Origin of the sequence: Alkalinema pantanalense CENA528, from assembly GCF_050753345.1 — a bacterium.
GTDB classification, from domain to species: domain Bacteria; phylum Cyanobacteriota; class Cyanobacteriia; order Leptolyngbyales; family Leptolyngbyaceae; genus Alkalinema; species Alkalinema pantanalense.
In genome coordinates, this window is sequence record NZ_JBLZFX010000025.1 from 48,858 (window position 1) to 67,881 (window position 19,024).

Consider the following 19,024-nt stretch of genomic DNA (forward strand, 5'->3'; position numbering starts at 1 on the left):
GGTATGGAGATTCTAACACAGTGAATTTGGCCAGTTGTTACTTTGTGGCACCTAAAGCCGGTCGCAATTACCGAACCCGAGGGCGTGAGGGGATCAACCCTTGGAATTCTGCGCCCGATCGATTTCACCACCGAGGGGAAATTGTGCTAGGGAATCCCACCTTTCGTCAAGGGGATTTACCATAAAAAAAATTCTAATGAAATGTATTAAAAATTACATTTACCAGGGACTTGTTTTCCGTGGTTGGCGTGACCCACGATCTCTCAACTGTTGCCAAAATCCCTGCGAATTCCGGTTCTTGCAATTTATTTTTCCAAAGAATTAGCGCGTCTTCCTGGTTGTCGGAATAGTATTTTTTGCGCAGACCGACTTCTTGGAAGCCAAATTTTTTGTAGAGACCGATCGCGGCTGTGTTGGAAACTCGCACCTCTAGGGTCGATCGGGTTAGCCCACGGGCCACTGCTGATTTCAATAAGGCCCAGAGTAGCCGCTGCCCCAACCCTTGACCGCGATAGTTGGGATGAACGGCCAGAATCGTGATGTGGGCTTCATCGACGATCGACCACAGGCAACCATAGCCCACCAAGGGATCAGTGCCCAAACCTCGGGGATCGCCCACGGGACGGAGTATCCAGAGATCACTATTGGGACTATCTATTTCCCGTTGATACTGATCGCTCGTCCAGAGCTTGCCAAAGCAGCGGCGATCGAGATCGATAATCTCAGGCAGCAGTTCGGGGGTTGCCACCTGAAGTTCTAGGGTGAGTCCAAGGGAGAGATCCCGATCTAACGGTTGCTCGGCCATGGGTTCCAATCTTTCCTGCTAATAGCGTGTGCAAACGACGATACACTAGAATCCTGTGCAAAAAATTCGGACAAAGCGATGGTTGCGACTCCCCTTTCTACTCAAAACACGGCACATCGTTATTTGGTGAATGCCACCTCTCCTAATCAATCCCTTTTGCCCTTGACGGCCAAGGTGAATGGCCAAGGTCATCTCGAAGTGGGCGGTTGTGATGTGGTGGAGTTAGCCCAGCGCTTTGGGACGTCTCTTTATATTGTGGATGAGCAAACGATTCGCACGGCTTGCCAACAGTATCGTGATGGCTTTCAGCAGTATTATCCCGGTGAGTCCCTAGTCCTGTTTGCCTCCAAAGCTTGGAACTGTCTAGCTATCTGCGCGATCGTCGCTGACGAAGGCTTGGGGATCGACGTGGTTTCCGGTGGAGAGTTATATACAGCTCTGCAAGCAGGCATGGATCCCCGCAAGATTTACATGCATGGCAACAATAAGTCGATCGAAGAATTGCAACGGGCGATTTCCAGCCACGTCACAGTGATTGTGGACAACTGGGAAGAACTGCAAGCTTTGGCTAAGCTATCCGAAGGTCAGTCTGTGCGCATCATGCTGCGTCTGACGCCGGGGATCGAATGCCACACCCACGACTACATCAAAACTGGGCACCTGGATAGCAAGTTTGGCTTTGATCCCAACCAGGTAGAACAGGTCTTTGAATTTGTCAGTCAGCAGTCTGGTCTAAACTTTGTCGGCCTCCATGCCCATATTGGATCCCAGATTTTTGAGCTGAAGCCCCACGAGGATTTAGGGGCCGTCATGGTGGGTTGGCTATCTAAGGCCACGAAGTACGGCTTGAGTATTTCTGAACTGAATATTGGCGGCGGGCTGGGAATTCGCTACACGGAGCAGGATGATCCACCCAGCATTGATGAATGGGTGAAAACGGTGTGTGAATCTGTGGTTGCCGCTTGCCAGTCGGAAAATATTCCCCTGCCCAAGTTGTTGTCGGAACCAGGTCGATCGCTGGTGGGTACCTCTTGCATTACGGCTTACACTGTTGGCGGCCAAAAGGCGATTCCCGATATTCGCACTTACCTCAGCGTCGATGGGGGGATGTCCGATAACCCCCGACCCATCACCTACCAATCCGTCTACCGCGCCCTGATTGCTAACCGCATGGCATCGGAGTTGACGGAAACGGTCACGATCGCCGGTAAACACTGCGAGTCTGGGGATGTTTTGATCAAGGATGCTCTCCTCCCTAAGACAGAACAAGGAGATATCCTGATCATCATGGATACGGGTGCATACAATTACAGCATGTCCTCCAATTACAACCGCATTGCTCGTCCAGCAGCCGTGTTGGTTAACGATGGAGAGGCGAACGTTATCCTGGAACGGGAAACTCTTGAGGATTTGCTGCGTCAGGATCGACTACCGGAACGATTACGAGGTTAGTCGGTAAACTTTCCTGCGTCGCCCTCGATGCACCATCACTAATTTGGATCGTTCACGAGATCGCTAATTAGCAATGGCTGATGGGAGAGTTGGCTATATCTGGCTAGATAATCTGGCTGTATAGTCTGACTCATTCTGACTCATTTTGTTGAGTCGTCGAAATATTGTCGAATCGTCGAAATATTGTCGAGATCTTGTCAAGCACAGGGTACAGGAAAGGTTGAGAATGGTGAAGAGATTTGTAGTCACCCTAGGGCAACCAGTTTTGGACATCAAGTTTAGATTGACGTTCATTGCTGCTGCTCTGGTGGATGACTTCCCCTTATCCCCGTTCCACACTTGTAGTTCGCGACTCCAGACGCAATGGCAGATACGGTAGAGCAGTGGCTGGCAAACCATGGCTTGATGGGGTCTTTATTGATTTTTCTCTGGCAAAATTTACGATCGCTGATTGATATTGGGCTGGTTCTCAGCTTGATCTATGTGATGCTTCTCATCATTGGCGAGCGCCGTACCCTTTGGATGGTGCGGGGGTTTATTGCCCTGATGTTGGCAGCTGCATTGAGTCGGCAGTTACAACTTCGACTTCTCAGCTTCGTACTCGATAACTTGGTGATTGGCTCAGCGGTCGCCATGGCTTTTATTTTGCAAGCAGAGTTTCGTCGGTTTCTAGAGTTGTTAGGCCGAGGAGAACTGACCCAACTGTTTCAGCCCATTCGTCGTGTCCCTGTTAGTTCAGACAGTATTATTGACGAAATTGTAGATGCCATTAAAGACCTGTCCCAAAATCGCACGGGAGCACTCTTGATTTTGGAAACCGATGGCACGATCGATGAGCGCGATTTTTCGGTTCCAGGAGTGAAGTTAGATGCTGCTGTTTCCCGAGAACTCATTCAAACCATTTTTCAGACTTCGACGTTGCTCCATGACGGCGCGATGTTAATTCGTGAATCTCGGATTATTGCAGCAGGAATTATTTTACCGTTGTCAGAACGATCGGCCTCGCGCCAGTTAGGGACGCGCCACCGGGCAGCAATGGGCATTACCGAACGAGTGGAAAACTGTATGTGCATTGTGGTGTCGGAGGAAACTGGCTCTATTTCGGTGGCGGAGCGAGGTTTGTTGAATCGGCCCTTAACCAGCACTAAACTTCGAGAAATTCTGGAAGCGAAATTTAGTCAAGTGAACGAGCGCGAAGTTCCCAGGGATTTGAAGAGTTTTTTTACTCAACTTGTTAGTCAAGTGAAAGCCGCAATTCGGCGGCGATTCAATCCGCAAAAACGATTGCCCCCTGTAGAGGGTCGTGGTCGATCGCGAGATTAGTCCTGCATTGCCGCCGGATCGATTGTAAAATGCTCTATCCTGAATGCACACTGAATGCACAACCTCAGTAGGGTGACCTATGGCATTATCGTTACGCTCGTGGGTGCTAGGCGGGTTGGGTCTAGCGGCTTCTATTTGGATCTTAGACGGCATCACCGATTGGTTGGGGGAATGGGTTCCCGCGATCGTCTTAGGCAGTGGTGCTGCTTGGGCGTACCTGAGTTTTGCCAAACCCCAGCGTCCAGTGGTATATCGGCGGCCTGTGACGGTGGAGCGGGTCAAGACGGCGCTGGTGGAAGCAGAGGCTGTGGTCAACCAATTAGCCGCAGAGGTAAAAGATCTGGAGATCGAGGGCAGTGCCCAGCAGGTATCCGAGTTTCGCACGCAGCTCCATGAAATTTTGGTGGAACTGAAACGGGAAGAGATTCGCTTGGTGGCCATGGGGGGGAAGCGAGTCGGTAAAACAACGTTGACGCAATTGTTGCAAATCCAATGGGCTAGGGACATTTCCCAAAAAATTCACCTACAGGATAGCCCAGAGTTGTTCGCCGCAGCGGATACCGGATTGTCGATGGAAGCGGCGGCTTGGCAGTTGGCGAAGGGTGGGGATTTGGTGCTGTTTGTGACGGAGGGCGACCTCACCGATAGTCAACTCCAAGCGATTAGAAAGCTGACTGAGGCCCATCGTCGGACGATCGTGGTTTTTAATAAACAAGACCAGTATTTACCCAAGGAACAAGCGGAAATTTTGACCAAAATTCGCGATCGGCTGCGGGGCATGATTGCGCCGGAGGATGTGGTGAGTGTGGCGGGTCAGCCCCGACCAATGAAGGTGCGCCAACATCAAGAGGATGGCTCCGTTCAAGAGTGGTTGGAGGAGCCGGAACCGCAAATTACGGATCTAACAACGCGGTTGGAAGCGATTTTGGCGACGGAAGGTCAGAAGTTGATTCTAGCCAGTTCCCTAGGCAATGTGGAAGCGCTCAAGGTAGACGCCAAGGTCAAGCTCAACCAAGTGCGCCGCGATCGGGCCATGCCGATTATTGAGCGAGCGCAGTGGGTGATTGCGGGAACAGCCTTTGCTAACCCCTTTCCGGCGTTGGATTTGCTGGCAACGGCGGCGATCAGTGGCCAGATGGTGGTGGAACTGAGCCATCTTTACCAGAAAAAATTCTCCTTAGAGCAGGGTAAAACGATCGCGAGAACCCTGGCGGAATTAATGGTGAAGCTGGGCATTGTGGAAGTTTCGACCCAGGCGATCGGGATGGTGCTGAAAACCAATGCGATTACCTATGTGGCGGGTGGCGCGTTGCAGGGCGTCAGTGCGGCCTATTTAACGCGCATTGCGGGACTAGCCTTGGTGAATTATTTTGAGGGGGAGGGGGATACGACGACTCTGCGCAAGGATCGCCTGCAAGATATCCTGAAGCAAGTGTTTCAACAAAACCAACGATCGGCCTTTGTCCAAGGTTTTGTGAAGCAGGCGATCGAGCAATTAATGGCAACTCCCCAGCCCACGCAACTTGCTGTAGAATCCGTTGAAGTCAACACGGTAGCCCCAGATCATCACTTTCCCACCGAAGCAGCCGAGGGATCTGAGGGAACGATCTCGTTGCCCAGTGCAGAATTGCAGCCGCTCCAAGTGAGACATCGCTTGAATCTACCGAACCAGGCGACAACCACCACTGCCGATCGCTCAGAGAGTGTGTCGGAAACCGAACTGAGTGAGGCGGAGCAATTGGCGATCGAAGAAGAAAGTTTAGAAATGCTCCATCGTTAAGTAGGCGGTAGAATACAGGTGTTCTATCCTTCTTCTGCTATGGGCGCTCCGGTCACCTTTACATTAAATCAGGCGGATGCGGTGACTTGGCTGCGATCGTTGCCGGATAGTTCTGTGGATCTGGTCATTACCGATCCGCCCTACGAATCTTTGGAAAAACATCGCAGTGTGGGAACAACGACGCGACTAAAACAGAGCAAAGCATCGAGCAATCAGTGGTTTCAAATTTTTCCCAACGATCGCTTTGCTGAATTGCTGCCAGAAATCTATCGCGTGTTGAAAAACCATCGCCATTTTTATCTCTTTTGTGATGCGGAAACGATGTTTGTGATTAAGCCCATGGCAGAACGGGCGGGCTTTAAGTTCTGGAAGCCGATCGTTTGGGATAAGCAAAAAATCGGTATGGGATACCATTACCGATCGCGCTATGAGTTTATTTTGTTCTTTGAGAAGGGTAAACGGAAGCTGAATGATTTGTCGATCTCGGACATTATTGAACATCCTCGAATTTTTCGCGGGTATCCCACGGAAAAACCGATCGAGGTCTCTGAAGTGTTAGTCCGCCAAAGTACGGTGCCGGGGGAATGGGTGATTGATCCGTTTATGGGGTCTGGAAGTGTGGGATTGGCGGCGTTGCGGCAGGCTTGTCATTTTTGGGGTAATGATATCTGCCAAGAGGCGATCGAGATTGCGCAACAACGGTTAACTGAGTTTTTGTATCCCGATGATTTGTATCCCGATGATTTATCGGCTCAGCAGGCGGGAGAGAAGACAGGAGGTACTGAGAGATTGTGATTAAGAAACCGATGACTGGGCATGAATATGCCAATTTAATTGCGGACTACGTGTACCAAAATTTTAACGATCGAGGGATTACGGTTTATCGAGAAGTGAATATCGGTAAATCGATCATTGGAAAGAACCGTCGATTGGATATGTTGTTAATTGGAGAGGCAACGCAAACCGCATTTGCGATCGAATGTAAGTTTCAAGATAGCCCCGGTACAGCCGATGAAAAAATCCCCTATGCGTTAGCTAATATGAAAGCATTGCCGATGGGGGGATGTATTGTCTATGCGGGCAGTGGGTTTTCGGTGGGGGTGTTGCACATGTTGCAGGCGTCTGAAATTGCCGCCTATTGTTTACCGGATGCGTATAACTTGAGTTCTAGTAAGGATACGCGGGAACTGGATCACCTGTTGGCGATGCATTTCCATTGGTGGGATGTGTTGGTGGCAGGGAAAAAGCCTTGGCGATCGCGTCAGATCGAACTGGAATCGATCGAAATCAATCAAACGGAATTACTGTAGGGGGATTTGCAAAGAAATAATATCCCCTCTTCATTTCCCTACCCTCCTACCCTTTTACTCTCCTACCCCTACCCAATTGGGATTTTATTTATGCGCTGTTCCCTAGGTGCAATTGGCGAAGTTTGTTGAGTTTGCGATCGCATTACGGAATTGGACGACTCAAATGACCATGCTGCAAATGTCCCAAAGCCATATTCAAGCGATGACTGCTGTAGTGGAACAGGTGTATCCTCAGGAAGGCTGTGGGCTACTGTTGGGAACGCGGTTGCAGGTGGTCACGATTGTGGTTGATTTGTATCCTACGGAAAATGCGTGGAATCCAGCGGTGGCGGAGATGATCGGGGCAGGTACTGGCAAAACCGATCGCTATTGGATTGATCCAGCAGTGATGTTTCAAGCGATGAAGGCGGCGCGATCGCAGCATTTAGAGATTGTGGGAGTTTACCATTCCCATCCTGATCATCCTGCGATTCCATCGGAGTGCGATCGGCGGTTGGCTTGGCCAGAATATTCCTACATTATTGCTTCGGTTAGTCAAAGCCAGGTTGTCGATATTCAATGTTGGCGGCTAAATGCACAGCACCAGTTTGAGTCAGAAATGATTCAGGTTACTGATCCTCATGCAAAAAATGGCATTGCTGAATAACACTATGATTTCGTCAGATTGGGGACAGATCCGCAAGGCTTTCACCAACTGTTTCATAGCCCGGTTCAGCAATGCCCAAATAATTAGTGCAACATATTTACCCCCCTCTGCGGTAGTTGAAACAGTCATCCAGGTTTAGTAGGCTGCTCTTGGCGCGGATATAGAGAACTTCCCGATAATTTCACGATCGGGATACAGAATTGTGGTTGAAGTACGCTAAGACGCCCAAATTATGGCGCGAATCTTTCCATTGTGAGATTCTTGAAAAAGACTTGAAACACAACGATCGATATTGAACCCTGGGATCCCGCTGTCAGGGATTATGTCGATAGAAAAAAGTTTAAGACGTGGACAGAGCAAAAAATGTCCCTAACTTGAGTATGGCTATCTTTAAATGATGACAATCATCATTTAGGTGATGCTTAAGTATGACTTTCGGGAACAATTAAGTCGCACTGAGACTTGGTGTTCTCCTGATATGAATAGGCCAGCCTTTTCAATTCTTCCATTGCCCCGCAGCTTACCCTCTTTCGAAACGTGGGGGTTTGGGTTTAGTGGACTCTTACTGTGGCTGGGAACCGCTCCAGCTATGCACGCAGCCCTAGGCCCCAATGCCCTTTGGGTTTGGATCCCTGGCACGATCGTGGGAGTCTTACTGAACTTACAAGTCCAGCAGTTGGGCAGCTATTTCCCCGATATTGCAGGCGGTACACCAAACTATGCAGCCCATCTTCTACGGCGATTCCCTAACCTAGCTCGCTATGGCGCGATCGGGTATTGGTTAGGGTGGATTTCAGTGCCGCCAATGAATGCCATTATCCTAACGGATTTGATTAAAGCCAATCTCGATCCATTAGGAATTGCCTGTCCTGAAATCTGGCTCAGGATTGGATTTACAGCCTTACCTTTTCTTGTTGCCTTTCGTGGTACTCGCACGATCGGCATCCTCCATTCCTTCTTTGTATTTCCCGCGATCGGACTCGTGCTTGCCTTTTGCCTCCAAGGATTAGGCTGGCTAACTGTTGCACCGACTAGTCCAGGCTTGTTGCCCACCGTCGAGACTAGTATTACTTTGACCGATTGGCTGAAATGGTTTTTTATCGCCGTCTATGCCGTCTATGGCTGTGAAACCGCTTCCTCCTTTGTCGCTGACAGTTGCCGTCCCAAGCGAACGCTGCAATGCTTGGCAGTTACGGCTTGCCTCATTCCGATCGTCTATATCGGTGGCTCTTGGGTTCTGATGCAACTGGATACTGCATCCGGTATAGGAGACAGTACCTACCTCCACCTCATCGCTGCGGCTCAACCATTTTGGGGATCTTGGGCGTCTACCCTTGTCACATTTTTGATTGCTTCTGGTTGCCTTCTGAGTTCCGCCACCGCTGTTTCCAACTGCCCTCGTATCCTCTATCAGCTTGCTAAAGATAACTACTTTCCCCCCGTTTTTGCCTTCCTGTCTCGGCAGGATGTTCTGGAACCCAGCCTGATCTTTACGTTCTTGTTTAGTTTGCTGTGTTTGATTTGGGGAGACGTGGCACGGGTGGTGATGGTTACGGGGACAGGCTATCTCACGTCCATGATGGCAATTCATCTGGGTCTATGGCTGGAACGGAAACAGCCCGAAGCCCGCTGGCCTCGCTTATCTTTGCTCTTTTTCACGATCGAAGCGTTGGCCTTGGTGATTGGTGGGCTGGCTTGGGGTTGGCAGGATTGGTTATTGGGATTACTGTTGCCTGGGTTGGTCGGAGTCGCGGCTACGCAGGGAGCAAGGCTGAAAGTGAAATGGTTTCAGCCGGAAGGGTGGATGTACCGCGATCGGCAACGGTTTGCCAGAACCCGGAGAGATTGGTTGTCCTTTCAAGTATTAGTCTTGTTGGGGTTGCTATGTGGTGCGTTGAGTATTGGCTGGGGGGTGCGGGCTAAACTAGCACAGCTACCCGATGAACAATTTACGCCGTTATTTAGCATTTTGTTGGTCACAGTGGCGTTTGTGGGTGTAGCGATCGCCTGTTGGACGACCCTACCCCAGATTTCAGCCATCACCGAAGCCCGAGATCAAGTAGAGCGGATGTTGCAGGATTTGCAACAAACCCAGACACAATTGATCCAAGCTGAAAAAATGTCCAGTCTGGGGCAGCTCGTGGCTGGTATTGCCCATGAGATTAATAACCCCGTCAATTTCATCCATGGCAATCTGAAACATTTACACGAATACACCGATAATTTGCTGGAGCTGATTGACCATTACCAAGCCCACTATCCAAAACCCGTGGATCAAATTACCGACCTAACGGAAGACATGGATCTAGAATTTTTGCGGGAAGATTTACCCAATATGCTGGGGTCTATGCGCATGGGAACCGATCGCATCCGGCAAATCGTTCTCTCGTTGCGTAACTTCTCCCGTTTGGATGAGTCCGACTGTAAGGCCGTCAATATTCATGAGGGTATTGATAGTACATTGCTGATCTTGCAACATCGCCTCAAAGCGCGTTCCGATCGACCTGAAATCAAAATTAAAAAGGATTATGGTGATTTGCCTTTGGTGGAATGCTATCCGGGGCCGCTCAACCAAGTGTTCATGAATATTTTGGCTAATGCGATCGATGCCTTAGAGGAGCAATGCCAGAATAGTACAATCCAGAATCTCGAACGGAATCCCAGTTGCATCACCATTCGTACTGCGATCGTGGGTAATAATTGGCTAGAGATTGCGATCGTGGATAATGGTTTAGGCATTCCTGAATCGGTTCAGAAAAGGATTTTCGAGCCCTTTTTCACCACTAAACCCGTTGGTAAAGGGACTGGGATGGGAATGTCCATCAGCTATCAAATTATTACGGAAAAGCATGGAGGCAAACTGGACTGTTACTCCAAGGAAAATGAAGGAACGGAGTTCGTCATACAGATTCCCTTACGGCAATTTGCTCACTGCGATCGATCAGATAGCCCTATGATAAAGGCCACCGCTTCGGGAAAAGTGGGATAACTCTCGGGCTGTATTCTGACTATGGGCTAATTGCCAGTTGTCTATCATACAGGTTGTCTAGCAGGACGATTATGATTGCAGGTCTGTTTGTAGATACTGTGTAATTAATCCGGCAACTTTATAGTAAGGTGACTTGCAGGGATCTCGCTGATCTACGGTCAGGATTGCTTTGCGTTGGAGTGACTGGAGTAATTCATAGAGCGGAACTGGGAGTGCAATGGCGTCTAGGGCATCTTGCAGATCGTGGAGACTAAACGGCGACGATCGGTTGCTCAAAACACTCAACAATTGTCGTTCTGGGGAGGACAACCGCTGGAGATGTTGATCAATCAATAAAGGAATATCGTCAAATAAGGGGGAACTGTAGGTCAAAAAACTAGTCACATTCCCGCCAAAGGAACCCCGAATGTAGGCTGCAATTCTTTCTAAGACAATAGGATGGCCGTCGGAATACCGCAACAACGATCGCGCTTGAATTTCCGACAAACAGGTGACTCCTTTATCAGCTAAAAACTGTTGTAAGGCTTTTTCGCGCCAGCCGGATAGAGCTAGGGTGTGAACGTTGCCATGGATGCCTTCCTTCCGTTCGACTTCCCGAGGTTTTTCGCAACTGGTGAGCAGAATACGGCTTTGGTGCACGGTGGTTGTGAGTTTTTGCAAAAAGTGGCCATAGTCCTCATAGCCCAATCGATAGGAGCCTTGATGGGTTCCCGGTTCTAACACCGCTTCCCAGCCATCTAACACGAGGAGACAGGCCGATCGCTGGAAGTATTGCAATAAATCCGCAATCTCCCAGTCCTGTGCCTCGGGTTCAACACATTGAACTAAATCTTGCAGCAATTCCTGTAAGCGGGGCGGGGGATTTCCAGAGAGATTGCCGGATAGCGATCGCCAAATAACCACCTGAAAAGAATCTCGGATATCTTCCAGCGCTAGTTTTGCAGCCAAAAATGTTTTCCCCATGCCCCGCAGTCCATAGATCGTAATTAGGCAGCAGGGAGCCAGTAGTTTTTGCACTAGTTGCTCTCGCTCTGCCCCTCGGCCATAAAAGCGGGAAATATCGGGGACTGTTCCATCTAACTTTAGGGCAGTGGTTGCAGCGGCAGGATTCGCAATAGGAGAACAAGTGGATTCCTTAGGGTTACTGGGACTAGGGGGATCGGGATCTGAGGTCGGGAGATCTACTACCTCAGAAGTTGTCATGACTGGATCGATCGATCTCGGCTGACGCTGGTACCACCGCTGGAGCGGCCCGCGAAAATTGGTTTTACTGACTCGTTCCTCCACCACATAGGTCAAGTCCTGCCAAAACAGGTTGCCGATATCTTGACGGAGATATTTTTCGCTATAGTCCTGTTGTTCTGCAATTTGTTGATAGGTGAGGCCATTGTAGGAACCCCGCAAAATAACTTCTTCTAGGTCTTTGAGCGATCGTCCTAGGGTCTGTTGCAAGGCTGCATTCGCGATCGCGATCGTTTGATCTAGGCTCAGTTCATGATGAGAACCCCGCCGATCTTGCTCTTGATGAGGCTCTCGACGATCTTGCCCTCGACGATCTCCACCCCGACGATCTTCGCCCCGATGATCTTCGCCCCGATGATCTTCGCCCATAGTGCGCTACAGGATTTATCTGCACCCGTTGGAATATTCTTCAATGTAACCTGACTTTTCCTGACTTTTCCTGACAGCCTAATTTGTTCATACAATTTAATAGGATGAATCGTTAATAGAATGAATCGTTGATAGAAAACATTGATAGCCATAGTCCATGGGGTTAGGACATTGCTATCCAATTGATGCGATGATGCGACAGATTCGATCCCCCTACTGAAGTCATGTGCGTGGGTTGGAGGAGATCCATCTCGCTGGATTGGGTGAGAAATTGCATTGTCAATTCCAGACTGGCTTCTCCGGCGATCGCCCCAACGTCCTAAGATGGGAAAATGCTAGATCTTGTCCTCATGACCACCCTGGGTTTTCTAGGCAGTTTCGGCCATTGCCTAGGGATGTGTGGTCCATTAACTGCGGCCTTTTCCCTGACCGATCGCACCCCCAATTCGCGATCGCGCTTGCTGTTCAATCTATGGCTGAACGGAGGGCGCATCCTAAGTTACGGCATTGTGGGGGCAGCGATCGGTGGTGTCAGTTCGATCGTCGTCGCCGGAGGTCAGTTAGCTGGCATTGGTAGTGATGTTCGGCGCGGCATGGCAATTTTGACGGGATTGCTGCTCATTTGGTTTGGTTTAGTGCAAATCCAGCCGCGCTGGTTGCCCCAAATGCCGCTACGGCACCCCTTGGCCCAAGGGCGTCTGCACCACTGGATCAATCACTGGATGCAGAAATTAACGATGGCATCCCCGATCGTTTTGGGATTGCTGTGGGGATTGATGCCCTGTGGTTTTCTCTATGCTGCACAAATCAAAGCAGCGGAAACTTCAAATCCCTGGATGGGCGCAGTTACCATGATTGCCTTTGGCCTAGGGACGTTGCCGATGATGTTGGGGGTGAGTTTATCCGCTGCGTTTCTTAGCCGCGATCGGCGCAGCCAATTATTTCAATTGGGGGGATGGGTAACGCTGACGATCGGTCTGCTGACGGTTATGCGCAGTAGTGAAATGGTGGACTACACCGGACATATTGCATTGGGCTTATTGATGCTCACTTTAATCGCACGACCAATTGCCAAACTATGGCCAGGGCTATTGCAATATCGTCGTACTTTGGGCGTAGGTGCATTTATTTTTTCAGTCTTTCACGTTGCTCATACCGTCAGTCATACCTTTAATTGGAATTTATACGGCATTCGATTTTTACCGCTTTGGCAACAATTTGGTATGCTCATGGGTGTTCTAGCAGGGCTCTGTCTGTTGCCGTTAGCGCTGACCAGTTCCGATCGTTGGGTTAAACGCTTAGGCGATCGTTGGCGAACCTTGCATCTTCTGGCTATCCCGGCATTAATCTTGATAGTGATCCACGCAGTTTTGGTTGGATCCAGTTATTTAGGAATCGTGAATCCCCCATCCCTGCACTACGGGCGGACGATCGGACTCATTGTCGTAACAATTCTCATTCTCGCGGTACGATCGCAGGCAGTATGGTCATGGTTGGGCTGGGGCAAGTGGCATGTTAAATCCAAATAATCAAAAATTTCGAGAGTTTACGAGTAATTCAGAAACGAATAATAATCCAGCCTTTCCTAAAAGAATAATCCTGGCCCACAATGTGCAAACCGAGGGCAAAGTCGGTGTCCTGTTTCACATTGAACCTGGCCACAATCCCAAAGCGGGCGAACCGGCCCAAGCTTGGTTTGCCCTCACCCGTGAAGGCGGCGATCCCATTTCCCTAGACCAATGTGCTTGTAAACTCACGGTTTACGATGGCCCCACGGCGATCGCCACGCCCACGCTCAAGGCGCTTTCCCCGGAGCGGTATAGCAGTGTACCGGGAGCCGATGTCATTTTTCCCAAGGCGGGGTTATATCGCTTGGAACTGAAGGGCCAACCCAAAACGGGTGAGGACTTTAATACCTTTCAAGTTAGCTATGAAGTCACGGTGCAACCGCCTAGTAAAGTCTCTGCTGAAACGGCAGCGCAGCAATCGAGGGATTCGGCCTCTTCAACAGCTTTGTTGCAACCCTCTCCCTCCCCCGTTCCGCGTTCTGGCTTGGATGACGCTTTAAATTTGGGCTTACGGTTTATTTTTCCGATCGCCCTAGCCGTAGGATTCTGGATACTGATTAAGAGACCCCGTTGATTGCGGGTTTCTGGAGAGGGACAGCCTACAATCTTAAGAGCTTACAATTTTGGGATTTTCGCTCATTCAGATTCATGATCGATCACGACATTCTCATCATTGGTGGTGGCCTTGCTGGAACCCGCGCCGCCGTGGAAATTGCCCGCATGAACCCCAGCCTTAGCATTGGCTTAATTGCCAAGACTCACCCGATTCGCTCCCATTCCGTGGCGGCCCAGGGGGGCATTGCGGCCACGTTGCAAAATGCCGACCCCACGGATTCCTGGGAGGCCCACGCCTTTGATACGGTCAAGGGTTCCGATTATTTGGCGGATCAGGATGCCGTGGCGATTTTGACCCAGGAAGCGCCCAACGTGGTGATCGATCTGGAGCACATGGGCGTCCTGTTTTCGCGGGCTGAGGATGGTCGCATTGCCCAACGGGCCTTTGGGGGCCATTCCCACAACCGCACCTGCTTTGCAGCGGACAAAACCGGGCACGCCATTCTGCATGAACTGGTCAATAACCTGCGGCGGCACAACGTCAAGCTCTATGACGAGTGGTATGTGATGCGGCTGATCTTTGAAGACAACGAAGCCAAGGGCGTGGTGGCATTTCGGATTGTCGATAGTCAGTTGGAAGTGTTCCGGGCTAAGGCAGTGATGTTTGCCACGGGGGGGTATGGCCGGGTTTACAACACCACGTCTAACGATTTTGCTTCGACGGGGGACGGGCTGGCGATGACGGCGCGGGTGGGCTTGCCCTTGGAGGATATGGAGTTTGTGCAGTTTCACCCGACGGGGCTGTATCCGGTGGGGGTGCTGATTTCTGAGGCGGTGCGGGGGGAAGGGGCTTATCTGATCAATGCCGAGGGCGATCGCTTTATGGCGTCCTATGCCCCCAGCCGTATGGAACTGGCTCCCCGCGATATTACCTCCCGCGCCATCACCTACGAGGTGCGGGCAGGCCGGGGGATCAATTATCAGGATGGCAGTGCGGGGGGGCCAGTGGTCTACCTGGATCTACGCCATATGGGACGGGAAAAAATCATGAGTCGCATTCCCTTCTGCTGGGAAGAGGCCCATTTGCACTTGGGCATCGATGCGGCGGAGCAGCCGATCCCCGTGCGGCCCACGGTGCATTACTCCATGGGGGGCATTCCGGTGAATACCGATGGACGGGTGCGATCGTCGGCGACGGGGCTGACGGAGGGCTTTTTCTCGGCGGGGGAAACGGCCTGTGTGTCGGTGCATGGGGCCAATCGGCTGGGCAGTAACTCGTTGCTGGAGTGCGTCGTCTACGGTCGGCGGACGGGGGCCGCGATCGCCCGCTATGTGGAGGGCCGCCAACTGCCGTCGATTGAGGGATCGCGTTATCTCCAAGAAGCGAAACAAACCCTCCAATCCCTGCTGGATCAATCGGGCCAATACCGCATTAATGAGATTCGCCAAGCTTACCAAGACTGCATGACGGAGCATTGTGGGGTCTTCCGGACGGAAGCGGTGATGCAGGAAGGGATCAGCCAACTGAAGGCGCTTCAGGAAAAGGCGCAGCGGATCTATCTAGATGACAAGGGCACCTGCTGGAATACGGAGCTGATCGAGGCGCTGGAGCTGCGATCGCTGATGATGGTGGGGGAAATGATTCTGACTTCGGCGCTAAATCGGCGGGAAAGTCGTGGATCCCACAGTCGGGAGGACTATCCTAACCGAGACGATGGCACCTTTTTGCAGCATACGCTGGCGTCCTATGGGGCTGAGGGCGTGACGCTGGACTATATGCCCGTGGTGGTGAATCAGTTTGAGCCGCAGGAGCGCAAATATTAAGGCTGGGACTGAGTTCTGGGACTGAGTTAAAGGCGTAGGGTCGGTGCCGGGACTGGTACCGATCGGCCCCTTTTGGACTCTGAAGGTTGCCACAGAAAATCAAACCTGAAGAAAACCTTAAGTAAGTCAAGGTTTAGTCAGATTTCTGCGATTCTAAATACAGATCAAATGGAGCCAACCAATTTTTAAAGGCTCTAGACTATAAATCCTACGAATAAATGCTTTTAGGGCGTCACTTCTTTCCTAGCCGAGGGGAGTGACGTTCTTTTTGAGCAGCTATTTGAGCAATTAATTGACTAATGCAAGATGTCAGAAATGGTTTAATTCCTCCGATCGGGGTAATTCACCTCAGTACTGGATCTGCTCTGAAAATCATCTAGTGAAAAATATCTGTTTCTAGATAGATGAAAAAGATTGTTCCTGGGCGTGCTATGCCAACTATTATAATTCACACTTATATGTCGATAAGTTAATTTTATTTGTCGAGTTATGTACTGATGTGTATGAAAGTTATGTATGAGGCGGTGATGTAGGCGGTGATGTAGAAGAATTCTGTCCCAAGATTGTGAAGAACTGTGGGGGGATCGGGCAGAATCCTGGGAGAATCCGAGAAAATACTGATTAATTCGTCTCTTCGGAGATATTGATAGGATCTCCAACGAGATCAGAGTTTTACCTGATATGGAACCCGTTGCTGTTTTCTTCTCCTACTCCCACAAAGATGAGAAATTGCGCGATCGGCTGGAGCCGCATTTAGCGATGTTGAAGCGCGATCGGGTGATTCAGACGTGGCACGATCGCAAAATTAGCGCGGGGACGGAGTGGGCGCAGGCGATCGATGACAATCTGAATACAGCGGGGATTATTCTGCTGCTGATTAGTGCAGATTTTTTGGCGTCGGATTAGTGCTACAGCATTGAGATGCAGCGGGCCATAGCGCGCCATGAGGCGGGAGAGGCGCGGGTAATTCCGATTATTCTGAAGCCGGTGGATTGGGCGGGTGCACCCTTTGGTAAGTTGCAGGCGTTTCCGACCAATGCCAAGCCGGTGACGACCTGGAGCAATCGCGATCAGGCTTGGACGAATATTGCCCAGGGGATTCGGCATGCGGCGGTGGAGATGGCGGAAATTTTGCGCGATCGTCGGTTACCGCCAGAGAAACCTGCTGCGACAACCGTAGCGCCATCACAGGTCGATCGGGAGCAGTGGGAAACGCCGGAGGGGCAAGTACCGATCGAGTCGCGGTTTTATATTCCCTCGGCCTATGAGGAGCGCTGTGCGGTGGAAATGCAGAAGCCGGGGTCGTTGATTCGGATTAAGTCGCCGCACCATATGGGCAAGTCGTCGTTGATGGCGCGGGTGTTGGCGGCGGGGCAGGCGTTGGGCTATCGCACGGTGAGTTTGAACCTGGAGCAGGCGAACCAACGGCAGTTTGAAGATGTGGAAAAGTTTATGCAGTGGTTTTGTGCGTCGGTGGGCAAGCCGCTGGGCGTGCGGGTGAGGCTGGAGGACTATTGGGATGATATTTTTGGGGCGAATGACAATTGCACGGATTATTTTGAAAATTATTTGCTGAAGGGGGCGGAGTCGCCGCTGGTGGTGGCGATCGATAATTTCGATCGGATTTTTAGGTATCAGGATATTGAGACGGATTTTTGTGGGCTGTTGCGGGGGGGGTATGAGCGATCGCGCAGTCAGCCGTTGTGGGGCTTGTTGCGGTTGATGATTGTCTATTCCCAGGAGCCCTATTTGCAGAAGGATATTAATCAGTCGCCGTTTAATGTGGGGTTGCCGATCGAACTGGGGGAGTTTACGGCGGCGCAGGTGCAGCAGTTGGTGCAGTTGCATGGGTTGGCTTGGACGGGGGCTGAGGTGGCGCAGGTGATGGAGCTGATTGGGGGGCATCCCTACCTGGTGCGATCGCTGTTGTATCACGTGGCGGTGGGGGATGTGACGTTGGCGGCGTGGGAGCGATCGGCGGCGACGGAGGCGGGAATTTATGGTGGGTATTTGTCTGGGCATTTGAAGGCGCTGGAGGATCATCCGGTGTTGGCGGAGGCGATGCGATCGGTGGTGCTGGCGGAGGAGCCGGTGCGGTTGCGATCGGAGGATGCGTTTAAGCTGGATAGTATGGGGTTGGTGGTGCGAGTGGATAATGATGTGAAGCCGCGCTGTCAGTTGTATCGTTTATATTTCCGCGATCGTTTGGGAGGTTAGTCGATGATGCCCTCACCGGATTTGCCCTCTGATGTGACCTCCGGATTACCTACGCCTGAAAATTATGCGCCGTTTAATTATCATGTGGGCGGCAGTTTGCCGTTGGATGATTTGGGCTATGTGGAGCGGCAGGCCGATCGGGAGTTGTATGAGCGGCTGAAGGCGGGGGACTATTGTTTTGTGTTTAACTCGCGGCAGATGGGTAAGTCGAGCTTGCGGGTGCGGGTGATGCAACGGTTGCAGCAACAGGGAATTGCTTGTGCGGTGATTGATCCGCAAACAAGGGGAACAACGCTACGGGAAGACCAGTGGTATGCGGGGACGATTAAGCGGCTGATTGGGGATTTGCATTTAGAGGAACGGATTGAGTTTGGGAGTTGGTGGCGGGAGCGGGAGGCGCAGTCGCTGTCGGCGGTGGAGCGGTTTTATGAGTTTATTGATCAGGTGTTGTTGCCTGCGTTTCCCCAATCGATCGTGTTGTTTGTGGAGGAGGTGGATAATTTACTGAGTTTGAAGTTTGATACGGATGGTTTTTTGTGTTGATTCGATCGCTGTATGAGCGGCGGGCGGAGAGGCCGGAGTATCAGCGGTTGACGTTTGCGTTTTTGGGGGTGGCGACGCCCTACGATTTGATTCGGGGGAAGCAGCATTCGTCGTTTAATGTGGGCCATGCGGTGGAGATGGGTGGCTTTACGGAGGCGGAGGCGCAGCCGTTGTTGCGGGGGTTGGTGGGGCGGGTGCCGGAGCCGCAGGCGGTGTTGCGATCGGTGTTGGATTGGACGGGGGGCCAGCCGTTTTTGACGCAGAAGGTGTTGAGTTTGGTGGTGGCGGAGATCCCCCCGGAGATCCCCCCTTGTATCTTAAGAGTAGTGGTAGACCGATCCCCCCTGGATTGAGAAAATCGCGGGCTAGCCAGGGTCGCCACTACTTTGCACTAGGGCCAA

The 19,024-nt window shown here is 51.2% G+C and carries 17 protein-coding genes; 15 read left to right on the top strand and 2 right to left on the bottom strand.

Going from position 1 to position 19,024, the window contains the following annotated elements; genetic code table 11:
- Positions 1-20: 20 nt before the first annotated feature.
- Positions 21-185, top strand: coding sequence for a hypothetical protein (locus ACN4EG_RS10535; RefSeq protein WP_431629367.1), 165 nt, complete (start codon positions 21-23; stop codon positions 183-185).
- Positions 186-193: 8 nt separating this feature from the next.
- Here ACN4EG_RS10535 and rimI read toward each other — a convergent pair whose 3' ends face one another.
- Positions 194-805 carry a ribosomal protein S18-alanine N-acetyltransferase gene (gene rimI, locus ACN4EG_RS10540; protein ID WP_431629368.1) on the bottom strand — a complete coding sequence of 204 codons (612 nt, stop codon included), beginning with the start codon at positions 803-805 and terminating at the stop codon, positions 194-196.
- A 78-nt stretch (positions 806-883) separates the two neighbouring features.
- On the opposite strand from rimI, the gene lysA reads away from it, so the two are divergent.
- From lysA to ACN4EG_RS10575, 7 genes are all read left to right on the top strand, one after another.
- Complete coding sequence (gene lysA, locus ACN4EG_RS10545; RefSeq protein WP_431629369.1) at positions 884-2,257, top strand: diaminopimelate decarboxylase; 1,374 nt, start codon at positions 884-886, stop codon at positions 2,255-2,257.
- Positions 2,258-2,620: 363 nt separating this feature from the next.
- Positions 2,621-3,580, top strand: coding sequence for a diadenylate cyclase CdaA (gene cdaA / locus ACN4EG_RS10550; RefSeq protein WP_431629370.1), 960 nt, complete (start codon positions 2,621-2,623; stop codon positions 3,578-3,580).
- A 79-nt stretch (positions 3,581-3,659) separates the two neighbouring features.
- Positions 3,660-5,360: a YcjF family protein gene (locus ACN4EG_RS10555; RefSeq protein ID WP_431629371.1), complete on the top strand. Its 1,701-nt coding sequence runs from the start codon at positions 3,660-3,662 to the stop codon at positions 5,358-5,360.
- 39 nt (positions 5,361-5,399) lie between these two features.
- Positions 5,400-6,155: a DNA-methyltransferase gene (locus tag ACN4EG_RS10560; RefSeq protein ID WP_431629372.1), complete on the top strand. Its 756-nt coding sequence runs from the start codon at positions 5,400-5,402 to the stop codon at positions 6,153-6,155.
- An 11-nt stretch (positions 6,156-6,166) separates the two neighbouring features.
- Positions 6,167-6,670, top strand: coding sequence for a PD-(D/E)XK nuclease superfamily protein (locus ACN4EG_RS10565; protein WP_431629373.1), 504 nt, complete (start codon positions 6,167-6,169; stop codon positions 6,668-6,670).
- A 112-nt stretch (positions 6,671-6,782) separates the two neighbouring features.
- Positions 6,783-7,316 (top strand): M67 family metallopeptidase, encoded by a 534-nt coding sequence (locus ACN4EG_RS10570; RefSeq protein WP_431629374.1) that lies wholly within the window; start codon positions 6,783-6,785, stop codon positions 7,314-7,316.
- Positions 7,317-7,794: 478 nt separating this feature from the next.
- The gene (locus ACN4EG_RS10575; protein WP_431629375.1) at positions 7,795-10,305 is read left to right on the top strand and encodes an amino acid permease; all 2,511 of its coding nucleotides are present in this window, start codon (positions 7,795-7,797) and stop codon (positions 10,303-10,305) included.
- A gap of 69 nt (positions 10,306-10,374) precedes the next feature.
- Here the strand turns inward: ACN4EG_RS10575 and ACN4EG_RS10580 are convergent, their stop codons facing one another.
- Positions 10,375-11,916 carry a hypothetical protein gene (locus ACN4EG_RS10580; RefSeq protein WP_431629376.1) on the bottom strand — a complete coding sequence of 514 codons (1,542 nt, stop codon included), beginning with the start codon at positions 11,914-11,916 and terminating at the stop codon, positions 10,375-10,377.
- Positions 11,917-12,248: 332 nt separating this feature from the next.
- Between ACN4EG_RS10580 and ACN4EG_RS10585 the strand changes: the two genes are divergently transcribed.
- The 7 genes from ACN4EG_RS10585 to ACN4EG_RS10615 all read left to right on the top strand — a co-directional run bounded on the left by ACN4EG_RS10585 (position 12,249) and on the right by ACN4EG_RS10615 (position 18,976).
- The gene (locus tag ACN4EG_RS10585) at positions 12,249-13,445 is read left to right on the top strand and encodes an urease accessory protein UreH domain-containing protein (RefSeq protein WP_431629377.1); all 1,197 of its coding nucleotides are present in this window, start codon (positions 12,249-12,251) and stop codon (positions 13,443-13,445) included.
- Positions 13,429-14,058 carry a hypothetical protein gene (locus ACN4EG_RS10590; RefSeq protein WP_431629378.1) on the top strand — a complete coding sequence of 210 codons (630 nt, stop codon included), beginning with the start codon at positions 13,429-13,431 and terminating at the stop codon, positions 14,056-14,058. Before ACN4EG_RS10585 ends, ACN4EG_RS10590 begins: the two co-directional genes overlap by 17 nt.
- Before the next feature lie 74 nt (positions 14,059-14,132).
- Positions 14,133-15,863, top strand: a complete 1,731-nt coding sequence (locus tag ACN4EG_RS10595) for a succinate dehydrogenase/fumarate reductase flavoprotein subunit (RefSeq protein WP_431629380.1) — start codon at positions 14,133-14,135, stop codon at positions 15,861-15,863.
- 681 nt (positions 15,864-16,544) lie between these two features.
- Complete coding sequence (locus tag ACN4EG_RS10600) at positions 16,545-16,769, top strand: toll/interleukin-1 receptor domain-containing protein (protein WP_431629382.1); 225 nt, start codon at positions 16,545-16,547, stop codon at positions 16,767-16,769.
- 15 nt (positions 16,770-16,784) lie between these two features.
- Positions 16,785-18,080, top strand: coding sequence for an AAA-like domain-containing protein (locus tag ACN4EG_RS10605; protein ID WP_431629383.1), 1,296 nt, complete (start codon positions 16,785-16,787; stop codon positions 18,078-18,080).
- Positions 18,081-18,083: 3 nt separating this feature from the next.
- A complete protein-coding gene (locus tag ACN4EG_RS10610; RefSeq protein ID WP_431629384.1) occupies positions 18,084-18,623 on the top strand; it encodes an AAA-like domain-containing protein in 540 nt (179 codons plus the stop codon).
- Positions 18,617-18,976, top strand: a complete 360-nt coding sequence (locus ACN4EG_RS10615) for an AAA-like domain-containing protein (RefSeq protein ID WP_431629385.1) — start codon at positions 18,617-18,619, stop codon at positions 18,974-18,976. Before ACN4EG_RS10610 ends, ACN4EG_RS10615 begins: the two co-directional genes overlap by 7 nt.
- The last annotated feature ends 48 nt before the right edge of the window (positions 18,977-19,024 follow it).